Here is a 25,318-nt window from a genome sequence, read left to right on the forward strand (position 1 = left end):
GTCCTGGCCCGAGGGCTCGCCTGGGTTCTTCTCGTCGGTCATGGTCATGATTCTTACCGTTCCTCTCGGTACGGCTTACACAGACCATCTGACACGCCCAGATCCTGAGACCGGCGTGAACTTGCCCTGGGCGCCGTTACCACTCAAGTACAGCAAAGAACCGTCGCCATTGGTGACAAGCTTGTGATCCTGCCCCATGAGCATGAACCAGCCCGAGCCGCCGGCGCCCGACGTCGCTTGGGAACCGGACGCAAGGGCCAAAGACTGATACGACAACCCGAAGTTCACCATGCCATTGATCCCCGGGGCCGAGCGATCAACGCTCGAGACCATGAGGTTACCCGTGCCTACATCGACCGAGGCAGACAACTCGTCGTTGATTGAGAACGGCACTCGAGTCGCGCCAGGGCGGACGCCCGTGGCCTTCGGCGTCGCCGTCGTCGCCGCCTCCGACGGCGCCGCAGCCGTCAGTCCGATTCCCGCCGTAAGTGTCGCCGCAGCGACGATGGAAGCGAACGAACGCCCCCTCATGGAAAGTGACATGAAATTCCGTCTCACTCATAGAACTCGTCAGCATGATTTACCCGGCTCTGCCGCGGGGCGTTGATTACCCCGAAGCCAACCCTCGAACCGAGCTGAGACGAGAGTCCCCCGCCATTCCGCCCACTCAAAGCGTTACCCACGGGTTGTGACAAAATCGTGACGAATAGAGGAAATTTCGTCGCTCAAAAGTCCACAATAGTGGACCCTCTGTCTCGTCGAACGTTCCGCCGCCGAAGTGCGATGAGTAGGCACGAAGCCCGGAGAATCATCCGAGGCATGATTCCTCAATGTGTTAGGGCATGCATCGACCGCGGTCACGCTTTGGCCGCGAAGTCAGGGCGATCGCCGGTGTCGACCAGTTATCTACGACCGCCCAATGGCGCGCCGAACATCGCTATAGATGGTCGCGGCGCTCTCTTCGCACTCTCATACGGTTCCGAACGGCGACTGTGCCGCGCTCCAGCGCGCCCTGTGGATGTGAGTCGGAGCAGAACTTTCGTCCGGAGACCACCCCTGATGGCGCGAACGAGAGACTCGTTCCCTTCTGCGCAGGGAGTGCACTGGAGGCTCGCGCGACATAGCCGACCACCGTCGCGACGTCCGAGACTCGTCGCATTGACTCGCGCACCCAGAGCGCCGCTGCGCCGTCGTCGTGGGCACACGTGTCATCGACCTTGGGGTTGCTTGACCGCCATGTCGGCGCACCGGGGTCGGCGACGGGGCGACTGAATGCCCCGTCAATGCGTAGCCACAAAGGCGACACATCGCTGCCTGTACTACAAGCGGCACCGAAAACCGCCCCGTCAACAACCCGGGGCGGTCTTCAATCAGTCTGCGCTGCTACCGCTCAACACGGCAGATTGCTCGGCAACGCAACCGGAGCCGTGTTGCCCACATATGCCTGACAGAACGACAAGCCACGCTTACCGAGACCAGCCTTCATCTGCGACAAGGCCGTCGGGTTGAACGCATTCCACCCCATGTGCGCCAGGATCGTGTCGCCTGGTTGAGACGTCGTCGACACGTAGTTCACGATGCTCGACTGGGACGCACCCGCCCAGTCGCCCGTGTCCCGCGTCCACGCCCACAACCGAACACCCTTGCTTCCCATGAGAGACGTCACGCGCCCATCCCACGACCCGAACGGAGGCCGCATGTAACCGGCACCTGCGGATGCCGGATCAATCTGGGCGAGCACCTCGGCATCCGACAACGTCCGCAAGTTCGGATGCGTCATCGAGTGCCCGATCACGATCTGACCCTTGCTGCGCGCGTACGACGAAGAGAACGTCGAACCCTTCTGGCAGTCCCCCGTCGCGGCCAACACGAGCGTCACCTTCTGTGCAGCCGCCCCGTCCACCATGCTCTTGAACGCCGTGTACGACTTCGGGCAATCATCGAACGACAACACGATGCGGTTCGTGTGATTCGGCCCGCGGTTCTCGAAGTACTGCGTGCTCGACGTATACGCGGGCGTCTCCTGAGCGTCTCCACCCATCAACTTCAACCACGTCGCCGAATTCACCACGCCGGTCGCAGAAATCCCTTTCTTCGTCTGAAAATTCTTCACGTAGCCCGCGGTGACGGGGCCGAAATAGCCCGTCTTGTTCGACGCGTAGCCGTTACGTGCAAGACGCGACTGCAGCTCCTTCACACACCATCCGTCATCGCCCTGATACAACGTCGGCCGTTGCGACAGCGGTGTCACCTCAGCGCAGTAGCGTGTCGCAGCTGCAGCCGAAGGGGCGAGCGCGATGCCGGGGCCGCACACGGCCACGGCGGAGGACACGGCGGCCAGTGCAGACGCGCGGCGCACGCGACGACCTATGAACATGAGAAATCCTTACCGATCCGCTCAGGGACCGAAATGTGCGGGTGATGTCAGACGATTCGCGACGGGGATCGCATGGGCACCAGCACCTCATCCTCGCGCACGTCTCGGTCGAACATTCCCTCTGAGCCGGGGCATCGTCCAGTGTCACACGGAGATTGTGACGCTACCGTGACCATCCAACGGCAGATTCCGTGCACCCGGGTCGCGTCATCGCCACCGAGGGCGCGTACTGACAGACGACCAGGCGGCCTCAGCGTGTCGGCAAGTCCCTCGCGACCGGACTCGCCGCGAGAACAACGTCGAGGGCCGCGAGCGTCGAGGGAACGTCGTGCACGCGCACGCCCCACGCGCCGTGCTGGGTGGCGAGGACGCTCGTGGCGGCCGTCGCGGCATCCCGCCCAGCCGGTTCGATGACGCCGTCCTGGGCAACGAGTGCAGGCGGACGACCGACACGTCCGAGGAACGTCTTGCGCGACGTGCCCCACAGCACCGGCAGGCCGAGTACGTCGAACTCCCCCATGCGCGAGAGCAGCTCCCAGTTCTGCTCGCCCGTCTTCGCGAACCCGAAACCGGGATCGACGACGAGCTTCTCGCGGGCCACCCCTGCGTCGAGCAGCGTCTCGACGCTCGTCGTCAGCTCCGCGACGACGTCGGCGACGATGTCGGCGTAGACGGTGCGCTGCTGCATGTCGACCGAGTGCCCCCGCCAGTGCATCGCGACGAACGCCGCCCCGGCCTGCGCGGCCACACTCGGCATCGCGGCGTCGGCCAGGGCCCCGCTCACGTCGTTGATGACGGCGGCACCCGCCTCCACGGCGGCCTCCGCCACACTCGCGCGCATCGTGTCGACGCTGACGCACGCGCCCGCGGCGGCCAGTTCACGCACGACGGGAACGACCCGGCGCAGTTCCTCGTCCTCGTCGGGGCGCTTCGCGCCGGGGCGCGTCGACTCACCGCCGACATCAAGGATGTCCGCGCCCTGCTCGAGCAGTTCCTGCCCGTGCGCCACGGCGGCCGCGGTGTCGAACCAGCGCCCGCCGTCGCTGAACGAATCGGGCGTCACGTTGACGACACCCATGACGAGCGGGCGCCCGGACGCCCCCGGTCGTGGCAACGAGTACATCGTCGTCACTTGGCCATGAGGAGGCTCATTGCCTCAGCGCGCGTGGCCGTGTTGCGCAGCTGCCCGCGCACCGCGGACGTGATGGTGCGCGCACCCGGCTTACGGATACCGCGCATCGACATGCACAGGTGCTCGGCCTCGATGACGACGATGACGCCCTGCGCGTCGAGGTGCTCGACGAGGGCGTCCGCGATCTGCGTCGTGAGGCGCTCCTGCACCTGCGGACGCTTGGCGTACACGTCGACGAGGCGTGCGAGCTTCGACAGGCCCGTCACGCGCCCCGAGGGCGACGGGATGTAGCCGACGTGCGCGACGCCGTGGAACGGCACGAGGTGGTGCTCGCACGTGGAGTAGACCTCGATGTCCCGCACGAGGATGAGCTCCTCGTGCTCGACGTCGAACGTCTTGTCGAGCACGTCGGCCGGCGTCCGGCGCAGGCCGGCGAAGGTCTCCGCGTAGGCGCGGGCGACGCGGGCCGGAGTGTCGAGCAGACCCTCACGATCCGGGTCCTCACCGACAGCGGCGAGGATCTCCCGAACCGCAGCCTCGATCCGCGGAAGGTCGACCTCGCCGCTCGGCACGGCGTTCGTGTCAGCCAAGACCCGGATCCGTGTCCGTGGGCCCCTGCGTTCCGGGGCCGGCCGGCGGCTGCGGCGGGTAGAGGGTGACCTCGTCCTTGGGCTCGTTGTCGTCGATGTTCTTGCCCGCCGCGAGCGCACGCTCCTCGGCAGGTGTCATGACCGGGCCACGGGTGCTCACGTGACGGTCGGCGCTCGAGAGCCACACGTCGCGCTTCGGCTCCTTGCGGACGTTCGCGAAGATCTCGGCGAGACGCGCGGCCTCGAGGGTCTCCTTCTCGAGCAGTTCGAGCACGAGCGCGTCGAGGATGTCGCGGTTGTTGCCCAGAGCGCGCCACGCCTCGTCGTGCGCCGCCTCGATGAGCTTGCGGACCTCGCGGTCGATGACCGAAGCGGTGTCCTCGGAGTACTCGCGGTTGTTGCCGCCCATGTCGCGACCGAGGAAGACCTCACCGCCGGAGTTGCCGAGGTGCACCGCGCCGACGTTCTCGCTCATGCCGAACTGCGTGACCATCTTGCGGGCAATGCTCGTGGCCTTCTCGATGTCGTTGCTCGCACCGGTGGACGGGTCGTGGAAGACCATCTCCTCGGCAACGCGACCGCCGAGTGCGTAGGCGAGCTGGTCGAGCAGCTCGTTGCGCGTCGTCGAGTACTTGTCGTCGGTGGGCAGCACCATCGTGTAACCGAGGGCGCGGCCACGCGGCATGATCGTGATCTTGCTGACCGGGTCGGTGTTGTTCATCGCCGCGGCGACGAGCGCATGTCCACCCTCGTGGTACGCGGTGACCTTGCGCTCCTTGGCGCTCATCGGGCGCGACTTCTTCTGCGGGCCGGCGATGACGCGGTCGATGGCCTCGTCGAGTGCCTCGTTCGTGATGATCGTGCCGTTCGTGCGCGCCGTGAGCAGCGCGGCCTCGTTGAGCACGTTCTCGAGCTCCGCACCGGAGAAGCCCGGCGTACGGCGCGCGACCGACATGAGGTCGACGTCCTTGGCCATCGGCTTGCCCTGTGCGTGCACCTGCAGGATGTGGTGGCGCCCGCCCATGTCGGGGGCCTCGACGGCGATCTGACGGTCGAAGCGGCCCGGGCGCAGCAGCGCCGGGTCGAGAATGTCGGGGCGGTTCGTCGCGGCGATGAGGATGACGCGCGTGCGGTCGTCGAAGCCGTCCATCTCGACGAGGAGCTGGTTGAGCGTCTGCTCGCGCTCGTCGTGGCCACCGCCGAGGCCGGCGCCACGGTGACGACCGACGGCGTCGATCTCGTCGACGAAGATGATCGCGGGCGAGTTCTCCTTGGCCTGCGTGAACAGGTCACGCACGCGGCTCGCACCGACACCGACGAACATCTCGACGAAGTCGGAGCCGGAGATCGTGTAGAACGGCACGTTGGCCTCACCGGCAACGGCGCGCGCGAGGAGCGTCTTACCCGTTCCGGGAGGACCGTAGAGCAGCACACCGCGCGGAATCTTGGCGCCGATGCGCTCGTACTTCTCCGGGTCGGCGAGGAAGTCCTTGATCTCCTTGAGTTCCTCGACGGCCTCGTCGGCACCGGCGACGTCGGCGAACTTCGTCGTCGGCATGTCCTTGCTGTGCAGCTTGGCCTTCGACTTGCCGAACTGCATCACCTTGGAGCCGCCGCCCTGCGCCTGGCTCATGAAGAACCAGAACAGACCGACGAGCAGCAGGATGGGCAGCAGGTTCATCAGCAGGCTGACGAAGATGCCCTGGCGCTGCGGGTCGTCGGTGAAGCCCTTGGGCGGCTGATGAGCGTTGAGCGCGTTGACGATCTGCTCGCCACGAGCGTCGACGTAGTCGGCCTCGACCCGCTCGACGCCCTTGAGGCTGCCGATGTCCTGCTTCTGCTTCAGCGTGAGGCTGACGCTGTCGGGCGTCACCTTGGCGCTTTCGACCTTGTCGCTGTTGATGAGCGACACAGCCTGGGACGTGTCGATGCGCGAGTACCCGCCGATGTTGCTCGCCATGTAGAAGAGCAGGGCAGCACCGAGCGCCACGATCATCCACAGGCCGGGGGCCCGGAGGAGCTTCTTACCGTTCATGTGATGCGGGGCGGGCCCCGATCCTCTCGTCGAGAATGCGTGTCAACACGTCGTCAACGTGTGGTGTGCGCCGGTTGTTCCGAACATGCGCACACCGATGCCGGCGGACGGGTCGATCGGATGCGCAGGTCAGGAGTAGACGTGCGGGGCGAGCGTGCCGATGTCGCGCAGGTTGCGGTACTTCTCGTCGAAGTCGAGGCCGTAGCCGACGACGAAGGCGTTCGGGATCTCGAAACCGACGTACTTGCAGTCGATCTCGACCTTCGCGGCCTCCGGCTTGCGCAACAGCGTGCAGATCTCGACGGACGCGGGGCTGCGCGACTCGAGGTTGCTGCGGATCCAGCTCAGCGTCAGGCCCGAGTCGATGATGTCCTCGACGATGAGCACGTGCTTGTTCGTGATGTCGGTGTCGAGGTCTTTGAGGATGCGCACGACCCCGGAACTCTTCGTGCCGGAACCGTAGGAGCTGACAGCCATCCAGTCCATGGGAACGCTGCCCGGAAGGGCGCGCATGAGGTCGGCCATGACGAGGATCGCGCCCTTGAGCACGCCGACGAGCAGAACGTCCTTGCCCTCGTAGTCACGCCCGATGTCCTGGGCGAGTTCGTCCAGACGCTGGTGAATCTGCTCCTCGGTGAACAGCACGTTCTCGAGGTCGTTTCCCATGTGGGAAGAGTCCATCGAAGGCTCCTTGTGCTCGTGGCGACTCATGCTCGATGCGGGCACGCCCACGTGGCGTGCTCCAGTCATTGTCCGACATTGCGCGGGCCGATGACGACCTCGCCCCCGATTCGGCTGACGACGACGTTGCCGGGCACGTCGATCGGGCCCTGACCGTGCCAGGCGACGAGCAGTCGCTCGACGTCGGCGAGGTGATGTTGAGCGAGCTCACTCGAGCGTGCACCGTGCAGCACGAGCAACCGACGCAGGGCACGTATGCGCAGCGCGGGGTCGAGTGTGCCGAGCGCTTCGACCGGCCAGTGCGCGGGCCACTGCGTCTCGTCCGGGGTTCCCGTGAGACGGGTGAGGGCCTCGTCGGTGAGGCGGGTGAGCAGGTCGGCGTCACGACCGGCCGCGGCCGCGCTCCGGAAGAGACTGCGGCGCAGCGTCGGGGCGTCGAGGTCGCGTTCGAGCAGGCCGAGTGCTCGCCGGGCCCGGACGCGGGCGTAGCGCAGGTCGTCGTTGTGGGGGTCGTGCCACGGCTCGAGATCGAGTGCCACGCAGGCCGCTTCCGTGTGTTCCCGGGTGACAGGGCCGCCGGGCACGACGTCGGAGCCGAGGAGGAAGGGGCGCAGCAGACCGTCACGGTCGGGGCGCATGCCGGCGAGGGCGGTGGTTCCGCTGCCCCGCAACAGCGCAAGAAGCACCTGTTCGGCTTGGTCGTCGGCCGTGTGAGCAAGGACGACGCGCGCGGCACCGACCTCGTCGGCCACGCTCAGGAGCGCCTCGTGACGAGCGATGCGGGCGGCGGCTTCGGGCCCGTCAGCGGACAATGCGTCGACCTCGACCCGCACGACACGCACCCGCTCCGGCGCGTACCCGAGCTGCTCGGTGCACGCGTTCGCCGCTCGAGCGGCGACCTCGGCCGAAGCCTTCTGCAGCCCGTGATCGACGATGACGACGTCGACCTCGACGTCCTGCTTGGGCGCCTCGAACGCGAGCGCCGCTGCCAGCGCAAGGGAGTCGGCTCCCCCGCTCACGCCCACGACGACGCGCGGCACTCCGTGGCGCGGGTTGTGACGCGCGAAAGCACGCCGCAGCCCGTGACGAACGGCGAGGCGCGTCAGCGCGACAGCAGGATGGGGGCCGGGCATGGAAGCTGACCTACTTGAACAGGGAGCCGTGGACGCGCTCGACCCACAGCTGCGGGCGCTGGATCTCCGCGGGCGTCGGCAGGTTGACCGGTTCCGCCCAGACAGCGTTGAAACCCTCGACCCCGACCTTGCTCTGCACCGATCGCACGAACGCCGCACCGTCCTTGTACTGACGCATCTTCGCTTCGAGTCCCATGAGGCGGCGCAGCAGGCGATCGACATTGCCGAGGCCGTCACGACGCTCACCGAACCGGGCGCGGATGGTCTCGACGCTCGGGACGACCTGCGGACCCACGTCGTCCATGACGACGTCGGCGTGCCCCTCGAGCAACGACATGACGGCCGTCAGCTGGGCCATACGTTCACGCTGCTCCGGCGTGGCGAACAGATCCGTGAGGCCCATCGAGCCCTCGCGGAAAACCTCGGGCAGCCGTTTGGCCATCTCGCCGACGCGCTCGGCCATCTCCTCGGGCGTGGGCGCCATCTCGACGAGGAGATCGCGGGCTCCGCTCACGACGTGCTCGCGCAGCCACGGCACGGCCGTGAACTGAACCCGGTGGGTCTCTTCGTGCAGACACACCCAGAGACGGAAGTCGTGGGGGTCGACATCGAGTTCGCGTTCCACCGCGACGACGTTCGGGGCCACGAGCATGAGTGACGGCGTGCCACCCGGTGCAAGGTCGTACTGGCCGAGCACCTTGCTCGACATGAACGCCATGAGGCCGCCGAGTTCGCCGCCACTGACCTTCGCCGTCACCGCGCGGGAAACCGGTCCGGCGAGGCGCTTGGCCGTGATCTTGTCGACGACCGGCGCCAGCATGCCCTCGAGCGAGACGACATTGACGTCGATCCACGTGGCCCTGTCGACGATGCGCACCGGCCCCAGGTCACCATCTGTGCCGAGCTGCGCCGTTTCGGCGACCGGATCGTGCGCACGCACGGCAGCGTCACGCAGCTCGGCAACGACCTCGGCCATCTCGTTCGCCTCGAGCCGGGGCCCTGCCGTACTCAGTCGGCGGCCCGACGATCGCGCGAATCGCCAGTCGATGTAGGTGCGGTCTGCCATGAATCTCAGGCTAGCGCCAACCTCCGACACCCCCGGAATCACACAGGTTTCCGGTCTGTGTCGATCGATTGTGGGAAAGAAGATCGTCAATCGGCGAAACCTCGACGGAGGTGATGCACGTCTCACTCCTGTAGCCGACGCACAAGGCGCCGCTCCCACCCAAGGAGTCATCATGTTCCGCACATCGCGCATGGCCCCCACCGTCGCTGCCGCGTCCGCCATGGGAATCATGGCCCTCGCCGCTCCGGCTCACGCAGGTACGAACGTTCCCGGCATCAACGTGGAAGTCACCACGAAGGTCAGCGGAAACACCGTCACCCTCACCTACCTCGGCGAGGGCTCCCAGTTCATGAAGATGGCCGACGGCAAGGCCTCCTCGGACGGTGAGTCCGCGGGCTTCGACATCGATTACGGCGACGGTACGCCGGTCACCGGAGGCGACGGCATGGGCGGCTCGACCTGCGCTTCGCCCGGTGAGACGACCACGTTCAAGGACAAGGTCACGAGCCTCAAGCACACCTACGCGAAGCCGGGAACGTACACGATCACGGTCACCGGCTACTACTGCGGCACCACGGGCAACGACGGGTTGACGAAGAAGTACAAGGTCACCGTCGGAGCCGACGGTACGACGACGACCACGCCGGCCAAGGTCGGCGTGACCCCGCACATCCGCTACACCGTCAAGGGCAACACCGCGACGCTCACGCCCTACCTCACCGGCACCCAGCACGAGATGCTCATCGGGGGAAAGCGCGAACGAGTGGCCCTGCCCATGACCTTCAACCTGGTGGCGCCCAAGGGTGCGACCCAGATCACCGGCAATGCGGCGGGTGACAGCGGCGTTGCCGCCTGCACGACATCGGGTTCGGTGCCGGTGAACACGTCGGCGTTGACCGGTGACCCCGCCACCTTCCGCTTCGCCGGCCCGGGCACCTACAAGGTGACGCTGAACGCCACCGTCTGCACCGGCGGCGCCGGTCAGCAGATCAGCAGATCAGTCAACGTGACGATCCCCGGAGCCACGAACGGCGGCTCGACCACGACGCCGCAGGCGACCACGGGTTCGACGCCGACGAAGTCGGGCGCTGCCCCCGCGCAGGGTTCCGCACCGAAGGCCTCGGAGGGCCCGAAGGTGAACACCGACTACAACGACGGTGACAACTCGACTGTCTGGGGTGTCGGCGCCCTCGCCGGAGCCGGTCTCATCGGAGCCGGAGCCTTCGCCACTCGCCGCCGCCACGGCTGACCCTCGCCTCGAGGGCCACGCACGAACGGCCGTCGATCACTTCAATGTCGTCAACTGGGCCACGAGGTGGTCGACGGCAGTTTTCGCGCCCACCGGCCCCTGGGGGAAGTCACCGTTCGTCGTCACGGCGAAGACGAGACGGTGACCACCGACCGTACGCAGTTCACCGGCCAGCGACGAGACGCCCGTCAACGAGCCCGTCTTCGCGTGCACGAGGCCCGCGCCGGCCTCGGACTCGGTACGCGTGTAGCGGTCGTGCAGCGTTCCGTTCCACGCCGAAACCGGCAGCCGCGAGACGACCTCCGCGTACTTCGCATCCTTGCCGCTCGTGGCTCGCGACAGGATGTCGCCGATGATGCGCACCGGCAGCGTCGTCCCCTTGGAGAGACCGCTCGCGTCGGCGAGCTTCATGCCGGAGACGTCGACACCCGCGTCCTTCAACTTCGTCGTCACCCAGGTTCCGACAACCGTGCTGTCGCCGTGGACTCCTTCGACTGCCGCGGCCTGGCGCGCGAGGGATTCGGTCATCGCGTTGTCCGAGTCCTGCAGTGCGAGCCCGAGCAGGTCGAGCACAGGAACCGATTCCACGGACGCGAGCTCCGTGCCGCTCGTCGCGGTCTTCACGTTCGTGCCGTAGGTGGCCTTGATGCCGCGCTTCGCGAGTTCACGCGTGAACGCGTCGGCGGCGTTCTTCGTCGGGTCGGCCACTGCCGGCGTGCGGTTGTCGGCGCGATCGTCCGCGAGCGCGAGCGTGGAGATGCGGGCGGTGAACCCGTAGGAGAGGAAGCCTTCCTCCCACCCCTTCGCCGTATCGGGGCCGTCGGCGTAGGAGGTGTTCGTGTCGAGGGTGACCGACGTCAGGCCGCGCTTCTTCAGCTGCGCCGCCGTCGACGCAGCGAGATCGCCGAGCCCCGCGTGCCCTGCGATCTTGGAGCCGTCGCCCGCACCCGGCGCGAGAACCATGTCCCCGCCGCCGACGAGCGTCAGGGTCGTCCCGCTCAGTGTGGTGCGGGTCTTCAGCCCCTTCTCGAGGGGAAGGTCGCTGTGAGCGACGGCGAACGCCGACGCCAGCTTCGTCACGGACGCGGGCGTCGTCGCCTTGTTCGAATCGTGCTCGTAGAGAACCTCACCCGTGTCGGCGTCCCGCACCGTGACGGCCGTCGTCGGCCCCAACCACGTGCTCTTGAGGGACGTCTCGACGCTCCTCTTGACTGCATCGGCCGACGGCGCCGGGCCGTTCGCGGCGGTGGGCAGCGCAGGCGCCGACGAGACGCCGCGCACAGGCTCGTACGTCGTGCCCTCGTGGGTGACGGTGCGCGGTTCGTTGCCACGCTCGAGAGTGAGGACGCCAGGCGCCACATCGAAGGCGTCCAGCGTGGCGTACCCGCCGAGAAGTGCGACGACGAGCCCAGCGCTCGCCCACTTCTTCGCCGACATCGACACCCTCGTTTCCCATTCGCCGTCCCAGTACGGAACACTGAGCAGGGACTATTACACCAGCTATCGGAGGGCCACGAACCATGGAGTTCGACGTCACCATCGAGATTCCGCGCGGCACGCGCAACAAGTACGAGATCGACCACGAGACCGGTCGCATCCGTCTGGACCGCATCCTCTTCACGGCGATGCACTACCCGGCCGACTACGGCTACATCGAGGACACCCTCGGTGAGGACGGCGACCCGCTGGATGCGCTGCTGCTCATCGACGAGCCCACGTTCCCCGGTTGTGTCGTGCGTGCCCGCTCGATCGGCGTCTTCAAGATGGTCGACGAGGCCGGTGGCGACGACAAGATCCTGTGCGTCCCCGCGGGTGACCCCCGCCAGGACCACGTCACGGACATCAAGGACATCTCGGACTTCACGCTCAGCGAGATGCAGCACTTCTTCGAGACCTACAAGGCGCTCGAGCCGGGCAAGTCCGTCGAGGAGGGCTCGCACTGGGTCGGTTCCGACGAGGCTGCCAAGACGGTCGAGGACGCTCTCGAGCGCGCCAAGGCCGAGGGCATGACGACGGCCCGCTGGGCGATGCCGGGTCACGGCGCCCACGAGACCGAGCGCTCGATCGACAAGGCACCCGGCGACAGCCAGGCGGACAAACCGGAGGCCTGACCCGCCGTCTTCGCTGCACCGACGACGCGGGGTGCCCCTCATCGATGAGGGGCACCCCGCGTCGCTCGTTGGGGCGCGCATGGCCCGACGGGGCCGATCCGGATTGGCCGCCCGACATCTCTTGCGCCTCAACCCTTCCCCCGTCACCGAAGATCCGTAGCCTTCAGGTATGGGGAGAACGACACGCAGCATCATCATGTCCACGGCCGTCCTCGCACTGACGGTCGCCTGCACTTCGGGCGACGGCGCGGATACCGCTCGCTCCGGTGACGGCACGAACACATCATCGGAGACGAACACCTCGGCGTCATCGTCGAGCGCGGGCCTGACGCACGGCGGGGTCGTCCACGTCGGCGGCTCGGGCGACATCCTCGTCCACGCGCCGGTGCGTGATCGAGCCAAGGCCAACGCGGGCGGCTCAGGGTACGACTTCGACCCGATGTTCGCCGCCGTGAAGAAGCCGATCAGCGAGCTCGACCTCGCGCTCTGTCACATGGAGACGCCGCTCTCGACCGACAACACCAACCTGTCCGTCCCGGCCACACTGTCGTTCAACGTGCCGCACGAGGTCGCGGGTTCGCTCAAGCGCGCCGGGTTCGACGGGTGCGACCGCGTCGGCAACCACGTCGTCGACCGCGGCCTCGCCGGCGTCGCGTCGACGAAGAAGGTTCTCGACGACGCGGGGCTGAAGAACCAGGGGCCCTCGCCCCATACGACGGACACCCAGAAGCCGGTGATCCACGACGTCAAGGGCCTCAAGGTGGCTCATCTCGCGTACTCGTACACGACGGGCAACGAGGCAGCGTCCAACACGAACGTGCCGCCGGACATGCCCTGGTTCAAGTACTGGCAGTTCCCGATCGTCAAGGCCGAAGGCATCCGCGCAGACGCCCGCAAGGCAAAGGCGGCAGGCGCGGACGCCGTCGTGCTGAGCATGCACTGGGGGCCGGAGTACAGCTCCGAGGCGAGCCCTGAGCAGCGGGAGCTGGCGAAGAAGCTCCTCGACTCCCCCGATGTCGACCTCATCCTCGGCACGCATGTTCACGTCGCCCAACCCTGCGAGAAGATCAACGGCAAGTACGTCGTCTACGGCATGGGCAACTTCATCAGCAACCAGAGCCACGACCAGAACCCGGACCTCAAGCCCGCGACCCAGGACGGCATGATCGTCGACGTCGCCTTCAGCCGCGGCTCGGACGGCAAGCTCGCGCAGAAGCTCCCCTACCAGCCCACGCACGTCCACCTCGGCGACTACGAGATCCAGCTCGCCACGCCGACGCAGAACGCCGAGGCGTACAAGCGCGTCACGTCGACGATGTCGGCCCTGCCGAGCTGTGACGCGAAGCCCGCGAGCTGAGCCGGCAGGTCACCGGGGCCAGATCCTTACCCACGCTATGGAATGCACCGACGGCGAGCACCCGCTCGCCTTACATTGAGCGGGTGAGCAGCGCCGACCACCGCGGACCCGAGGTCACCGCGAGGCACTCCCGGCTGGCGATCACCGGTGTCGGCGTGCTCGGGACGCTCGGCGTCGCTCTCGTCTCGATCAACCTGCGCCCCGGGGCCGCCTCCGTCGGACCGGTCCTCGAGGAGGTGCGTGACGACGTCGGGCTCAGCGCCACCGTCGCGGGGCTCATGACGGCTCTGCCCTGCCTGTGTTTCGGCCTCGTCGGCGCGCTCGCAGTCACGCTGGCCAAGCGCATCGGCGTGACGGCGGGTGTCGCTGCGGGCCTCGTCGCCATCACGACCGGCCTCCTTCTGCGTTCCCTCACGGGCAACGGCGTCGGTTTCCTCCTGTTGTCGACGCTCGCGCTCGCCGGCATGGCCCTCGGCAACATCCTCGTGCCGGCCTGGATCAAGCGGCATTCGAGCGACGGCGGCACCCGCGGCATGACGATCTACAGCACCGGCCTGGCGATCGGCGGCTCGCTCGGCTCGCTTTTCGCCGCGCCCGTCGCCCAGAGCGCGCCCGGCGGGTGGCGAGGATCCCTGGCGCTGTGGGGCCTCGTCGCGGGCATCGCCGTCATCCCCTGGCTGGCCCTGACCGCGCGCGAGCGACGAGCGTTCGCCCATCACACCGTGCCGCCGGCGGCGCCCCCGGTCCGCCTGCGAGCCTCGCGCACCGCCGTCTTGATGTGCGTGTACTTCGGGATGCAGTCGATGAATGCCTACGTCCAGTTCGGGGGCTTCCGCAGGTGTGGCGTGACGCCGGCCTGTCGAACGTCGAAGCGGGATCCTGGCTCGCGCTCATCGCCTCGCTCGGCATTTTCGGCGGGCTCATCATGCCCAGCGTCGTCAACCGACGTGGACTCATGACGGTGATGGTGCTCGTTCTCGGCGCGCTCCTGTTGGGCGGCTACTTCGGGCTGCTCCTCGCACCGGCCAGCACCCCGTGGCTGTGGGCGCTCATGCTCGGCATCTCCGGGTGGAGCTTCCCCGGTGCCATCGCCATGATCACCGCACGCACCCGCAATCCGCGCATCACCGCCCAGGTGAGCGGCTTCGTCCAGCCCATCGGGTACGTCATCGCCGGCGTCGGGCCCGTGGCTGTGGGAATCGTGCACGAACTCGTCGGCGGATGGACCCTCGTCCTGCTGCTCCTCATGGGGACCGGCGTCATCATGACCGCCGCCGGACTGGTGCTCGCCCGTTCGGGATACGTCGACGACGAGCTCGCCTGAGTCTCTGCGGCCGACGTGGGCCCGCGCCGATGGCGGGTCAGGCGCCCGTGCGTCGCCGCCTGCTCGGGACGCCCGCACGCAGGTGGGCGTAGGCGTCATCGGCGAGGACGACGGCATGCGTGCGACGCCGCGAGCGCCACATCATCGCGAGGCCGAAGGCCCAGACGAGATACTGCACGCTCATCGCTGCGCGGAAGGAGCCCGCGTCGTAGGTAGCCGGGCCGCCCGGGGCGACGTGGTCGAGCACGATGCCGATACCGACGATGCACGTCACCGACGCCACGTACCCGCCGACGTTGACGATGCCGTTCGCACTGCCGAGACGCGTCGGCGCGTTGAACGAGCGAGCCATGTCGAAGCCGACCATCGACCCGGGGCCGCCGAGCGCGACGACGATGCACAACAGGACGAGCAGCCACAGCGGTGCTCGTCCGGGCCAGACGAGCACCACCGTCCACAGCGTGATGGCGGCGCCGATGAGCACCATGACGGCCACCGAGCGGCGGTGCGGGCGGCGCGCGGTGAACATGCCGAGCATCGGGCTGGCGACGATGATCGTCACGACCATGAGCGACAGCAGCGTGCTCGCCGTGGCCTCCGAGAGGCCCTGGCCCTTGGTGAGGAACGGGAAGCCCCACAGGAGCACGAAGACGTTCATGGCGAACTGTGAGGTGAAGTGGCTCCACAGCCCGAGCTTCGTGCCGGGTTCGCGCCACACCTCACCGAGTGCCCGTGTGACGGCGCGCAGGCGCACGGCGTCGCGCTCCTCGTCGAGGTTCGGGCTGTCGACGACGACGAACCACATGACGAGCCCGAGCACGATGCCGAGGCCGGCGGCGACCAGGTACGTCGTCTCCCATCCCACGGAGTGCAATGCTGCTGCGAGCGGACCGGCCGCGAGCAACGCACCGATCTGGCCCGCGAAACCAGTGATCTGCGTGACGAGCGGCGCCCGCATCGGCGGGAACCACAAGGCTGCGATGCGCAGCACGCAGACGAAGATCATGGCGTCGCCCATGCCGACGAGAACGCGAGCGCCGAGGCCCGCGGCGAAGGTGTGGGCGAAGGCGAACGCGGCCTGGCCGGCGGTCATCGTCAGGACGCCGGCTGCGAGGAGGATGCGTGAGCCGTACTGGTCGAGCGCCGCGCCGACCGGCACCTGCATCGCGGCGTAGACGAGCAGCTGGACCATCGCGAACGTGGCGAGCTGCGAGGAGCTGATGCCGAAGCGCTCGGCCGCCATGATGCCGGCGACCCCGAGCGACGTGCGGTGGAAGACGGCGAGCACGTAGACGGCGACGGCCGCCGTCCAGATCGCCCATGCGCGGCGTCCGCCGAGCGGCGCGAGAAGGCGGGGTGCGGAGGCGGGCGTGCTCGTCATGACGCCTTCACTTTAATTCGGCTTCCGATATTCTCGCGTCGGCGTCTCACCGCGCCCGGCACGTTCGGGAGGTGCTCCCGACGCCATCAGCGCACGCCGCTTCGGGGCGGGCCCCGACAACCGATGGGATGACGATGGTGTCCGACCGCAGCGAAGCACCGTCCTCGACGGCCTCCACGTCAGGAGCCGAGGCCGTCGAAACGCCGAAGCAGCGTCGTGCGGCGCTCATCGCGGTGACGGCTCTGCCGATCGTCGTCGTCCTCGCGGGGCTGTGGGGCTACAACCAGCCCGACATCTTCACGCCGCACGCGCAGTGGGTGCCCTACCTGCTCGGCGGCGTGATGTTCACGATGGGTCTCACCCTCGCGCCGCAGGATTTCGCGGCCGTGCTGCGCCGCCCCTGGGCCGTGCTCATCGGCCTCGCCGCGCATTACGTCATCATGCCGGGCGCTGGGTGGGTCATCGCGCACGCGTTGTCGCTCTCCCCCGAACTGGCCGTCGGCCTCATCCTCGTCGGCTGCGCGCCGAGCGGTACGGCCTCGAACGTCATGACGTTCCTGTCGAAGGGTGACGTTGCACTCGGCGTTTCGGTGGCCACGGTCTCGACGCTCGTGGCGCCCGTCGTCACGCCCGCGCTGACGGCCCTGCTCGCCGGTTCCTACCTGCACGTCGACGCGGGCTCGATGATGGTGGACATCGTCAAGACGGTGCTCGTGCCGATCGTGCTCGGTGTCGTCGTGCGCCTCGTCATCAAGGACGCCGGTGTGCGCGCCATCGCGCCGGCCCTGCCGTGGATCAGCGCGATCGTCATCGCGTGGATCGTCGCCATCGTCGTCGCGGGCAGCGCCGGCAAGCTCGCGTCCGTCGGCGGCATCGTGTTCCTCGCCGTGCTGCTGCACAACGGCTTCGGCCTCGGCCTCGGCTACCTCGCGGCACGTCTCGCCGGCCTCGACGCGAAGGCCCGGCGCGCACTCGCCTTCGAAGTGGGGATGCAGAACTCGGGGCTCGCCGCGACACTCGCCAAGGTGCACTTCTCGCCGCTGGCCGCTCTGCCGTCCGCCGTGTTCTCGGTGTGGCACAACGTCTCCGGCGCCGTGCTGGCCGCCTGGTTCGCACGCCGTCCGGTGCGCGACTGAACGCGCACATCCCCTTCGGCCCTTGGTCTGGCGAGCATGCCCGGTCTGTTGCGCGTCCTTGCGAGGGCCGCGGGCCCCGAACGCACGGATCGGGCGAACCGCGACCTCGCGCTGCTCCTCGCGCTCATGGCGGGCATGCTCAACGGCGTCGGTTTCATCGCGACGAACGTCTACACCTCGCACATGACGGGTATCACCGCCGCGATCTCGCACTCGGTCGCGCGGGGCGAATGGCGGCTGGTGGCACTCGGCTTCGAGGCGTTCACGCTCTTCGTTCTCGGCGCGGCGTCGACGGCGATCGCCTTCAACTGGGCCCGACGACGGCGCCTGCGCAGCCGGTTCGCCGTGATCCTCGCCTTCGAGGCGGTGCTCGTGCTCGTCTTCGCGACGCTTGCGCAATTCCTCCACGGCTCCTTGCGGCCCCAGGTGTTCATCGCCGTGCTGGCGTACACGATGGGGCTGCAGAACGCCGTCATCACGAAGATGTCGAACGCGACGATCCGCACGACGCACGTGACGGGCATGGTGACCGACATCGGCATCGCCCTGGGCAAACTGCTCTACCGCAACACGCCGGGAGACCCCGACCCGGTGCGCGCCGACACCGCCAAGCTGCGCCTCCACCTCAGCGTCGTCACGGCGTTCTTCGTCGGGGGCGTCCTCGGGGTGGCGCTCTACGGCGTCGCGGGGTTCCGTTCCTTGCTCGTGCCCGCGCTCGTCCTGCTGGCCGCGGCGGCGCCGCCGATCATGGCTGACCTGCGCGGGCGGTCGGTGGCGACAACAACGCACAATCTGTGAGCTCCGGCCCGCTGCGTGAGCTGCGCCGGTCACAGACCGGGCCGTCACTCACACGTCGCGGGCCACGGCGCGTCATGACAGTTGTCACGGGCACCTCGTGACGTTCGGGCGAAGGCGGTTCGCCCTGCTCGCGACAGCCTGGAGGCATGAGCACACCTTCAGCCATCACGTTGCGCGAGGTCACGAAGACGTTCCGCGGCAATAACGGCCCCGTGGAGGCCGTCCGCGGGCTCGATCTCGACGTCCGTCCCGGTGAGGTCGTGGCCTTCCTCGGCCCGAACGGGGCGGGTAAGACCACCACCATCGATACGATCCTCGGCCTCGCCGAACCGACGTCCGGCACGGCCGAGGTGTTCGGCCTGGAGCCCCGCGACGCCGTGGCGCGCGGCCTCGTCTCCGCCGTCATGCAGACGGGTGGGCTGCTCAAGGACCTCAGCGTCCGCGAGACCGTCGCCTACACCGCCAACCTGTTCGCGCAGCCGCGCCCCGTCGACGAGGTCCTCTCCACCGCGGGCATCGAGAACATCACCGACCGCAGGGTCGGCAAGTGCTCCGGCGGCGAGCAGCAGCGGGTTCGTTTCGCGATGGCGCTCGTGCCCGATCCTGCACTGCTCATCCTCGACGAGCCGACGACCGGCATGGACGTCAACGCGCGTCGTTCGTTCTGGGAGGCCATCCGCGCCGACGCCGAACGGGGCCGCACCATCCTGTTCGCGACGCACTACCTCGAGGAGGCCGACGACTGGGCCGACCGTGTCGTCATGGTGCGTGACGGCGAAGTGGTCGCCGACGGGGGTGCCGCCGAGATCCGCGCCCGGGCCGGCGGACGCCGCGTCAGCTTCACGTTGCCGCAGGCGAGCGACGACGCCCTCGCCGCGCTGCGCGCCCTGCCGGGCGTCACGACGCTCGAAGGCACCGGGGAGCGCTTCCACCTCGTCACGGGCGATTCCGACGCCACAGCCCGTCACCTCCTCGCGAACACGGACGCCCACGACCTCCAAATCACCGCACGCGGCCTCGAGGACGCCTTCGTCTCCTTCACGTCCTCGCAAACCGACGCTCGATCCACCGAGTCGAACCGAACCCAGGGAGCCACGTCATGACAACCCTCGACATCACAGATCGGCGCCCCGCACGGGCGCGCCTTCTCGACCTTGGGCTGATGCGCTTCGAGTTCCTGCGCGTTCTGCGCAACAAGCAGAGCATCGCCTTCACCCTCGTCTTCCCCATCGCGATGTTCCTGTTCATCTCCAGTTCGATCCCGGAGAAGAGCCAGAAGCTCGGCGCCGACATGACGGCCAACGTGAGCGCCAGCGTCATGGTCAACATGGCGCTCTACGGCGCGATCATGGCCGCGACGAGCGCGGGTGCGGCGGTCGCCGTCGAGCGTGACCTCGGGTGGAGTCGTCAGTTGCGCCTCACGCCACTGCGGCCCGTGAGCTACATCGTCGCCAAGATGCTCGCGGCGCTCGTCATGTCGACCATCGCGACGGGCGTGACGTTTGCGACCGGCGCGATCTCCGGTATGGCGAAGGCCGACCCGATGTCCTGGGCTCTGTCCGGGGCCGTCGTCGTCGCGGGCTCGCTCGTGTTCGCCGCGTTCGGTCTGCTCATCGGCTACCTCCTGCCCAGCGACAGCGCCATGCAGTACCTCGGCGGGCTGCTCGCGCTCATGTCGATGCTCGGCGGCATCTTCTTCCAGATCGACGAGGGCACGACGTTCGACCGCATCGCGTCGTTCACCCCGATGTACGGTTTCGGCAAGGCCGCACAGTGGCCGCTGAGCCTCGACCACGCGGGGGGCTTCTCCGCGTTCCACGCCTCGTGGGCGATCAGCCTCGTCGTGTGGGCCTGCGTGTTCGTGTTCGGTGCCGCGTGGTGCTTCCGACGTGACACCCAGCGCGTGTGAGCCACCGACGGTCCGAGGTGACGATCGAGGAGGACGGCGTGACGACGCCCGAAGCGACGACGCAGAAACCGTCGCGCCCGCGGTCCGAACGCCTCAGCGCGACGACCTGGCTGTGGGTCGTCTTCTGGCTCATCTTCCTCGTCCAGCCGGTCACCTCGAACATCACCGCAGGGGGCGGACGCACCGCAGGAGCGTGCATTCTCATCGCCGGGGGCCTGCTCTACGGCATCCAGACGACCCGCATCATGCGGCGCATGTGGAGCGGGCGCCCCCTCACGACGACGGAACAGAGCATCACCGGCCTCGTCGCGATGGTCATGACGGGCGGAATGCTCGCCGCCGCGCCGCTGCTCGGTCAGAGCGCGTTCGCCCTCCTGCCCTACTGCGTCGTGGTGCTCGCGCTCGGGAGCGCCATCAAAGTGGGTGCCACGCTGGCTCTCTCCCTGTGCGCGGCGACGTACGCGCTGTCGCCGTCTCTGACCGGCAAGCCGCTCGAGACGGGACTGCTCTTCGCCGCCCTCGCCTCGGGCGCGGCAGCCGGCCTCGGGGCGTTCTCCGCCGCGCGCGGGCGTGAGGCCGAGGTTGCCCGCGAGGACGCCGCGCTCCTGCGGGTGCAGGAGGAACGCAACCGGATGGCCCGCGATCTGCACGACATCCTGGGCCACTCCCTCACCGTCATCACGATGAAGGCCGAACTCGCCGGCAAGCTCGTCGACCTCGACCCCGCCAAGGCGAAGGAACAGATCGCCGAACTCGAGCAGCTCTCGCGCAGCGCTCTGGCCGACGTGCGCACCACCGTCTCGGGCTACCGGGAGATGTCTCTCTCGGGTGAGATCGCCCGCGCCCGAACGGCACTCACCGACGCCAGCATTCGCGCCGACATGCCCATGAGCGTCGACGCCGTCTCCCCCGACCTGCGTGAACTGTTCGCCTGGGCCGTGCGCGAGGCGACGACGAACGTCATCCGCCACTCCGGCGCGAGCCGATGCACGGTGACGATCGAACCGACCCGCCTCGTCGTCGCCGACGACGGACGCGGTTCCGACGCGACACCCGGCACTGCTGCCGGCTCGGGCAACGGCCTCGCCGGGCTGCGCGAACGCGCCGAGGCCGTCGGCGCGAGCGTCGCCGTCGACACGTCCGACGGGTTCCGACTCACCGTCGGCGCCCCACCCCGCAACAACGGAGAGACCCGATGACGATTCGCCTGCTCATCGCCGACGACCAGGCCATGGTGCGCGGCGCACTCGCCGCCCTGCTCGACCTCGAGAACGACCTCGAGGTCGTCGGGCAGGTCGGACGAGGTGACGAGGTCGTGGACGCCTGCCGGGAGAACCGACCCGAGGTCGTCCTCATGGACGTCGAGATGCCTGGCATGGACGGCATCGCCGCGAGCGCCGCGCTGCGCCGGGCCATGCCCGAGGTGCGGGTTCTCGTCGTGACGACGTTCGGACGGCCGGGGTTCCTGCGCCGCGCCATGCAGGCCGGCGTGCAGGGCTTCGTCGTCAAGGACACCCCGGCTACGCAGCTCGCCGACGCTGTGCGCCGCGTCAACGAAGGGTTGCGCGTCGTCGATCCGCAGCTCGCGGCGGACAGCCTGGCCTTCGGCGAGTCGCCGCTGACCGCTCGTGAGGCGGAGGTCCTCAAGGCGGCCTCGGACGGCGGCACGGTGGCCGACATCGCGCGAAGCGTCCACCTCTCCGAGGGAACGGTGCGCAACCACCTGTCGTCGATCATCGGCAAGACCGGTGGGCGCACGCGGGCCGACGCCCTGCGCATCGCCGACGAGAACGGCTGGCTCTGAGCACTGGCGCTGTGACCCACCTCACGCGCACTGACTCTTACTCGCCCGTAACCCCCACCCGCTTTGGCAAGGTGCCGCACATGAGCGAGAACGTAGCCACCACCCGTTACCGCCAGGCTCGCGACGAGCTGCTCGCCCTGCGCGGCAAGCACGATGAGGCCGTCGCCTCCTTCACGTGGCCCGACCTGGGCGACCGGTTCAACTGGGCCCACGACTGGTTCGACGTCGTTGCGCGCGGCAAGGACGCGAAGGCGCTCGTCATCGTCGAGGAGGACGACTCCTCACAGGAGGTGACGTTCGACGAGATGGCGCGCCGCTCCGACGCGGTGGGTGCGTGGCTCGCCGAGCAGGGCGTCACGCGCGGCGATCCCGTCATCGTCATGCTGGGCAACCAGGTGGAGTTGTGGGACATCATGCTCGCCACGATGAAGCTCGGCGCCATCATCATGCCGACGACGACCGCCGTCGGGCCGAACGATCTCGTCGACCGCATCGAGCGCGGCGGCGTCAAGCACGTCATCGCGAACGCTGCGGACACCGACAAGTTCTCCTCCGTGCCCGGCACGTACACGCGCATCTCCGTCGGCGAGAGCGACGGCTGGCAGGACATGCGCGCCACCTACGCGAACGTCGAGGGCGCCACCCCGCTCGAGCACCCGGGCACCGCGCCGAGCGACCCGCTGCTCTACTACTTCACGTCCGGCACGACGAGCCGGCCGAAGCTCGTCGAGCACACGCAGTCGTCGTACCCGCTGGGTCACCTGTCGACGATGTACTGGCTCGGTCTCGAACCGGGCGACGTGCACCTCAACATCTCCAGTCCGGGGTGGGCCAAGCACGCGTGGTCGTGCTTCTTCGCGCCGTGGATCGCGGAGGCGACGATCTTCGTCCACAACTACACGCGCTTCTCCCCCGGCGCCCTGCTGGAGCAGCTGCGCAGCCGCGAGGTGACGACGTTCTGCGCCCCGCCGACGGTGTGGCGCATGCTCATCAACGCCGACCTCTCGGGCGGCAAGGGATCGCTGCGCGAACTCATCGGCGCGGGCGAGCCGCTCAACCCGGAGGTCATCTCCCGCGTGGAGAAGGCGTGGGGTCTCACGATCCGCGACGGCTACGGCCAGACCGAGATGACGGCGTCCGTCGGCAACACCCCCGGCTCCACGGTGAAGCCGGCGTCCATCGGCCGGGCGCTGCCGGGCATCCCGGTCGTCATCGTCGACCCAATGACGGGTGAGCGCGTCGAAGGCGCCGGCGAGGGTGAGATCTGCCTCGACCTGTCCGACCGGCCGCTCTCGCTCATGACCGGCTACCTCGGCGACGAGAAGCGCAACGCCGAGGCGATGGAGGGCGGTTTCTACCACACGGGTGATGTGGCGACGATCGACGACGAGGGCTACATCAGCTACGTCGGGCGCACCGACGACGTGTTCAAGGCGAGCGACTACAAGATCAGCCCGTTCGAGTTGGAGTCGGTGCTCATCGAACACCCGGCCGTCGCCGAGGCAGCCATCGTGCCGGCCCCCGACGCCGTCCGCCTCGCCGTACCGAAGGCTTACCTCGTCCTCGTCGACGGGCAGGAGGGTGACGAGGCGACGGCGGAGAGCATCTTCGCGTTCGCCCGCGAGCGCCTAGCGCCGTGGCAACGCGTGCGTCGCCTCGAGTTCGCCGAACTCCCGAAGACGATCTCGGGCAAGATCCGACGCGTCGAACTGCGCGGCCGCGAGAACGAGCTGGCCGACGCCGACGAGCGGCCCGAGGGCGAGTTCCGCGACGAGGACTTCCCCAGCCTGCGCGGCTGACGGCGCTGCGGCGACCCTCCCCGGGCCACGAAGACGGCTCGTGGGAGGGCCGCTTCATGTCGGGCGCCGACTGAGGTGCCAACGCGCCCCGCGACGAGATCCCTCACACACAAATCGCACTATCCGTCGAACGTAACGTTCGCTACAGTGAACGCATGGCCTACCTCAGCGAACGCGTCGGAGCGCAGATCAAGCTGCGCCGCGAGCAGCGAGGGTTCTCCCTCACCGAGCTCGCGCGACGCGCTGACCTCGGCAAGGGCACCCTGTCGAACCTCGAGGCGGGGCGCGGCAACCCCACGCTCGACACGCTCGACGCCCTGGCGCGAGCCCTCGGCGTCCCGCTCACCGACCTGCTGACGGTTCAGCCCACCGGCCAGGTCACCGTGGTGCGGGCCGAGCCGGTGCCGCACGAGGAGTTCAGCCGCCAGTTCCTCGCTCGCGTCGGCGGAGGCCGCAGCCTCGAGATCTGGCGTCTGCACATGCCGCCCGGCGACGTATTCGACGGCGTGCCGCACACCCCCGGCACGGTCGAACACATCATCCTCGTGAGCGGCTCGCTGCAGGCCGGCCCCACGGACGCCCCCGTTGATCTGGAGCCCGGCGACCTCGTCGCGTTCCCCGGGGACGCCCCCCACCGCTACATCGCCGGCCCCGAGGGTGCCGACATGCACTTCGTCTTCGCCACGCCCACGCTCGGCTGATCACCCAGAAGGAGCACCCTTGTCCCTCGCCACCTGGCTCACCCTGCTGTCGGCCTGGATCGTCGCCGTCGCCTCCCCCGGGCCCGACTTCCTCGCCGTCATGCGCACCTCGGCAACCTCGGGTCGCCGTAAAGGTTTGTTCGTCGCCGCCGGCGTGACGACCGGCATCGCCCTGTGGGTCGTGCTCGCCCTCACCGGCCTCGCCGTGGTCTTCGCCCAGTACGAGGCCGCCTACAAGGTCGTGCGTTACCTGGGCGCGGCGTTCCTCATCGGGTACGGCCTGCGCATCCTGTGGAGCCTGCGCCGCAGCAGCAACAATGACGACGGCGAGACTCCCGCAGCCAATGCGGCCGCTGCGTCAGCACCCCTCGCGACCCGCAGCGTGTGGAAGGCGTACCGCATCGGCCTCGTGACGAACGTCGCCAACCCGAAGGCCCTCGTCTTCTTCGGCGCCCTGCTCGCCTCGATCGTGCCGCACGGTTCGCCGTTGCTCGCCCAGCTCGAGGTCTTCGCCACCATCGTCGGCGTCGCGTTCGCGTGGTTCGCGAGCCTCGCGTGGATTGCGTCCGGCGAACGCGTCGCGAACGGCTATCGCCGCGCAGCCCGCCGCATCGACGGCGCGGTGGGTGGCGTGTTCACCGTCATCGGCGTCTCGCTCGCCGCGAAGGCGTGAGCTTCGCCGCAGCGGACGGAGGCGGTTGCCCCGACATGACGAAAGCCCCCAGGTGAGACCTG

Annotated in this window: 24 protein-coding genes; 14 read left to right on the forward strand and 10 right to left on the reverse strand. The window is 68.3% G+C overall.

Annotated elements, in window-relative coordinates:
• Positions 1-75: 75 nt before the first annotated feature.
• The 8 genes from D1832_RS12495 to D1832_RS12530 form a co-directional block, all read right to left on the reverse strand.
• Positions 76-543: a hypothetical protein gene (locus tag D1832_RS12495; protein ID WP_147362699.1), complete on the reverse strand. Its 468-nt coding sequence runs from the start codon at positions 541-543 to the stop codon at positions 76-78.
• A gap of 847 nt (positions 544-1,390) precedes the next feature.
• Entirely contained in the window at positions 1,391-2,377 is a 987-nt protein-coding gene (locus D1832_RS12500; protein ID WP_118914451.1) for a peptidoglycan-binding protein, read from the reverse strand.
• 250 nt (positions 2,378-2,627) lie between these two features.
• On the reverse strand, positions 2,628-3,500 hold the full coding sequence (gene folP / locus D1832_RS12505) for a dihydropteroate synthase (RefSeq protein ID WP_241511007.1): 873 nt from the start codon (positions 3,498-3,500) through the stop codon (positions 2,628-2,630).
• 5 nt (positions 3,501-3,505) lie between these two features.
• Positions 3,506-4,099: a GTP cyclohydrolase I FolE gene (gene folE / locus D1832_RS12510; protein ID WP_118914452.1), complete on the reverse strand. Its 594-nt coding sequence runs from the start codon at positions 4,097-4,099 to the stop codon at positions 3,506-3,508.
• The gene (gene ftsH, locus D1832_RS12515; protein ID WP_118914454.1) at positions 4,092-6,134 is read right to left on the reverse strand and encodes an ATP-dependent zinc metalloprotease FtsH; all 2,043 of its coding nucleotides are present in this window, start codon (positions 6,132-6,134) and stop codon (positions 4,092-4,094) included. The genes folE and ftsH overlap by 8 nt, the downstream gene beginning before the upstream one ends.
• A 129-nt stretch (positions 6,135-6,263) precedes the next feature.
• Positions 6,264-6,815 (reverse strand): hypoxanthine phosphoribosyltransferase, encoded by a 552-nt coding sequence (gene hpt / locus D1832_RS12520; RefSeq protein WP_118914540.1) that lies wholly within the window; start codon positions 6,813-6,815, stop codon positions 6,264-6,266.
• A 65-nt stretch (positions 6,816-6,880) separates the two neighbouring features.
• A complete protein-coding gene (tilS, locus tag D1832_RS12525; RefSeq protein ID WP_118914456.1) occupies positions 6,881-7,948 on the reverse strand; it encodes a tRNA lysidine(34) synthetase TilS in 1,068 nt (355 codons plus the stop codon).
• Between the two features lie 10 nt (positions 7,949-7,958).
• Positions 7,959-9,014 carry a zinc-dependent metalloprotease gene (locus D1832_RS12530; RefSeq protein WP_118914457.1) on the reverse strand — a complete coding sequence of 352 codons (1,056 nt, stop codon included), beginning with the start codon at positions 9,012-9,014 and terminating at the stop codon, positions 7,959-7,961.
• A 172-nt stretch (positions 9,015-9,186) separates the two neighbouring features.
• Here D1832_RS12530 and D1832_RS12535 point away from each other — a divergent pair, with 172 nt between their 5' ends.
• On the forward strand, positions 9,187-10,263 hold the full coding sequence (locus tag D1832_RS12535; RefSeq protein WP_118914459.1) for a hypothetical protein: 1,077 nt from the start codon (positions 9,187-9,189) through the stop codon (positions 10,261-10,263).
• 36 nt (positions 10,264-10,299) lie between these two features.
• On the opposite strand, the gene dacB is transcribed toward D1832_RS12535, so the two are convergent.
• On the reverse strand, positions 10,300-11,700 hold the full coding sequence (gene dacB, locus D1832_RS12540) for a D-alanyl-D-alanine carboxypeptidase/D-alanyl-D-alanine endopeptidase (protein WP_118914460.1): 1,401 nt from the start codon (positions 11,698-11,700) through the stop codon (positions 10,300-10,302).
• 83 nt (positions 11,701-11,783) lie between these two features.
• On the opposite strand from dacB, the gene D1832_RS12545 reads away from it, so the two are divergent.
• The 4 genes from D1832_RS12545 to D1832_RS12560 all read left to right on the forward strand — a co-directional run bounded on the left by D1832_RS12545 (position 11,784) and on the right by D1832_RS12560 (position 15,055).
• A complete protein-coding gene (locus D1832_RS12545; RefSeq protein WP_118914462.1) occupies positions 11,784-12,374 on the forward strand; it encodes an inorganic diphosphatase in 591 nt (196 codons plus the stop codon).
• Positions 12,375-12,543: 169 nt separating this feature from the next.
• Entirely contained in the window at positions 12,544-13,731 is a 1,188-nt protein-coding gene (locus tag D1832_RS12550; RefSeq protein ID WP_118914464.1) for a CapA family protein, read from the forward strand.
• Between the two features lie 83 nt (positions 13,732-13,814).
• Positions 13,815-14,690: an MFS transporter gene (locus tag D1832_RS12555; RefSeq protein ID WP_182434783.1), complete on the forward strand. Its 876-nt coding sequence runs from the start codon at positions 13,815-13,817 to the stop codon at positions 14,688-14,690.
• Positions 14,687-15,055, forward strand: coding sequence for an MFS transporter (locus D1832_RS12560; protein ID WP_147362700.1), 369 nt, complete (start codon positions 14,687-14,689; stop codon positions 15,053-15,055). Before D1832_RS12555 ends, D1832_RS12560 begins: the two co-directional genes overlap by 4 nt.
• A gap of 37 nt (positions 15,056-15,092) precedes the next feature.
• Here the strand turns inward: D1832_RS12560 and D1832_RS12565 are convergent, their stop codons facing one another.
• The gene (locus tag D1832_RS12565) at positions 15,093-16,436 is read right to left on the reverse strand and encodes an MFS transporter (RefSeq protein ID WP_118914469.1); all 1,344 of its coding nucleotides are present in this window, start codon (positions 16,434-16,436) and stop codon (positions 15,093-15,095) included.
• 128 nt (positions 16,437-16,564) lie between these two features.
• Between D1832_RS12565 and D1832_RS12570 the strand changes: the two genes are divergently transcribed.
• From D1832_RS12570 to D1832_RS12610, 9 genes are all read left to right on the forward strand, one after another.
• A complete protein-coding gene (locus D1832_RS12570; protein ID WP_241511005.1) occupies positions 16,565-17,572 on the forward strand; it encodes a bile acid:sodium symporter family protein in 1,008 nt (335 codons plus the stop codon).
• A gap of 36 nt (positions 17,573-17,608) precedes the next feature.
• Positions 17,609-18,370, forward strand: coding sequence for a YoaK family protein (locus D1832_RS12575; protein ID WP_118914471.1), 762 nt, complete (start codon positions 17,609-17,611; stop codon positions 18,368-18,370).
• Positions 18,371-18,516: 146 nt separating this feature from the next.
• The gene (locus tag D1832_RS12580; RefSeq protein WP_118914473.1) at positions 18,517-19,473 is read left to right on the forward strand and encodes an ABC transporter ATP-binding protein; all 957 of its coding nucleotides are present in this window, start codon (positions 18,517-18,519) and stop codon (positions 19,471-19,473) included.
• Complete coding sequence (locus D1832_RS12585; protein ID WP_118914475.1) at positions 19,470-20,279, forward strand: ABC transporter permease; 810 nt, start codon at positions 19,470-19,472, stop codon at positions 20,277-20,279. Before D1832_RS12580 ends, D1832_RS12585 begins: the two co-directional genes overlap by 4 nt.
• A 38-nt stretch (positions 20,280-20,317) precedes the next feature.
• A complete protein-coding gene (locus D1832_RS12590) occupies positions 20,318-21,478 on the forward strand; it encodes a sensor histidine kinase (RefSeq protein ID WP_206609402.1) in 1,161 nt (386 codons plus the stop codon).
• Positions 21,475-22,083, forward strand: a complete 609-nt coding sequence (locus tag D1832_RS12595; protein WP_118914479.1) for a response regulator transcription factor — start codon at positions 21,475-21,477, stop codon at positions 22,081-22,083. The genes D1832_RS12590 and D1832_RS12595 overlap by 4 nt, the downstream gene beginning before the upstream one ends.
• 80 nt (positions 22,084-22,163) lie before the next feature.
• Positions 22,164-23,882 carry an AMP-binding protein gene (locus tag D1832_RS12600; RefSeq protein WP_118914481.1) on the forward strand — a complete coding sequence of 573 codons (1,719 nt, stop codon included), beginning with the start codon at positions 22,164-22,166 and terminating at the stop codon, positions 23,880-23,882.
• A gap of 155 nt (positions 23,883-24,037) precedes the next feature.
• Positions 24,038-24,583, forward strand: a complete 546-nt coding sequence (locus D1832_RS12605) for a helix-turn-helix domain-containing protein (RefSeq protein WP_118914483.1) — start codon at positions 24,038-24,040, stop codon at positions 24,581-24,583.
• Positions 24,584-24,602: 19 nt separating this feature from the next.
• The gene (locus D1832_RS12610) at positions 24,603-25,256 is read left to right on the forward strand and encodes a LysE family translocator (RefSeq protein ID WP_118914485.1); all 654 of its coding nucleotides are present in this window, start codon (positions 24,603-24,605) and stop codon (positions 25,254-25,256) included.
• Positions 25,257-25,318 lie beyond the last annotated feature (62 nt).

The organism is Dermacoccus abyssi (genome assembly GCF_003515945.1).
GTDB classification, from domain to species: Bacteria; Actinomycetota; Actinomycetes; order Actinomycetales; family Dermatophilaceae; genus Dermacoccus; species Dermacoccus abyssi.

Bases quoted from the DNA above. Each gene is read 5' to 3' on its own strand.
- D1832_RS12495 (WP_147362699.1), bottom strand. From the start codon at position 543: ATGTCACTTTCCATGAGGGGGCGTTCGTTCGCTTCCATCGTCGCTGCG.
- D1832_RS12500 (WP_118914451.1), bottom strand. From the start codon at position 2,377: ATGTTCATAGGTCGTCGCGTGCGCCGCGCGTCTGCACTGGCCGCCGTG.
- folP (WP_241511007.1), bottom strand. From the start codon at position 3,500: ATGTACTCGTTGCCACGACCGGGGGCGTCCGGGCGCCCGCTCGTCATG.
- ftsH (WP_118914454.1), bottom strand. From the start codon at position 6,134: ATGAACGGTAAGAAGCTCCTCCGGGCCCCCGGCCTGTGGATGATCGTG.
- hpt (WP_118914540.1), bottom strand. From the start codon at position 6,815: ATGGACTCTTCCCACATGGGAAACGACCTCGAGAACGTGCTGTTCACC.
- tilS (WP_118914456.1), bottom strand. From the start codon at position 7,948: ATGCCCGGCCCCCATCCTGCTGTCGCGCTGACGCGCCTCGCCGTTCGT.
- D1832_RS12530 (WP_118914457.1), bottom strand. From the start codon at position 9,014: ATGGCAGACCGCACCTACATCGACTGGCGATTCGCGCGATCGTCGGGC.
- D1832_RS12535 (WP_118914459.1), top strand. From the start codon at position 9,187: ATGTTCCGCACATCGCGCATGGCCCCCACCGTCGCTGCCGCGTCCGCC.
- dacB (WP_118914460.1), bottom strand. From the start codon at position 11,700: ATGTCGGCGAAGAAGTGGGCGAGCGCTGGGCTCGTCGTCGCACTTCTC.
- D1832_RS12545 (WP_118914462.1), top strand. From the start codon at position 11,784: ATGGAGTTCGACGTCACCATCGAGATTCCGCGCGGCACGCGCAACAAG.
- D1832_RS12550 (WP_118914464.1), top strand. From the start codon at position 12,544: ATGGGGAGAACGACACGCAGCATCATCATGTCCACGGCCGTCCTCGCA.
- D1832_RS12560 (WP_147362700.1), top strand. From the start codon at position 14,687: ATGACGGTGATGGTGCTCGTTCTCGGCGCGCTCCTGTTGGGCGGCTAC.
- D1832_RS12565 (WP_118914469.1), bottom strand. From the start codon at position 16,436: ATGACGAGCACGCCCGCCTCCGCACCCCGCCTTCTCGCGCCGCTCGGC.
- D1832_RS12570 (WP_241511005.1), top strand. From the start codon at position 16,565: ATGACGATGGTGTCCGACCGCAGCGAAGCACCGTCCTCGACGGCCTCC.
- D1832_RS12575 (WP_118914471.1), top strand. From the start codon at position 17,609: ATGCCCGGTCTGTTGCGCGTCCTTGCGAGGGCCGCGGGCCCCGAACGC.
- D1832_RS12580 (WP_118914473.1), top strand. From the start codon at position 18,517: ATGAGCACACCTTCAGCCATCACGTTGCGCGAGGTCACGAAGACGTTC.
- D1832_RS12585 (WP_118914475.1), top strand. From the start codon at position 19,470: ATGACAACCCTCGACATCACAGATCGGCGCCCCGCACGGGCGCGCCTT.
- D1832_RS12595 (WP_118914479.1), top strand. From the start codon at position 21,475: ATGACGATTCGCCTGCTCATCGCCGACGACCAGGCCATGGTGCGCGGC.
- D1832_RS12600 (WP_118914481.1), top strand. From the start codon at position 22,164: ATGAGCGAGAACGTAGCCACCACCCGTTACCGCCAGGCTCGCGACGAG.
- D1832_RS12605 (WP_118914483.1), top strand. From the start codon at position 24,038: ATGGCCTACCTCAGCGAACGCGTCGGAGCGCAGATCAAGCTGCGCCGC.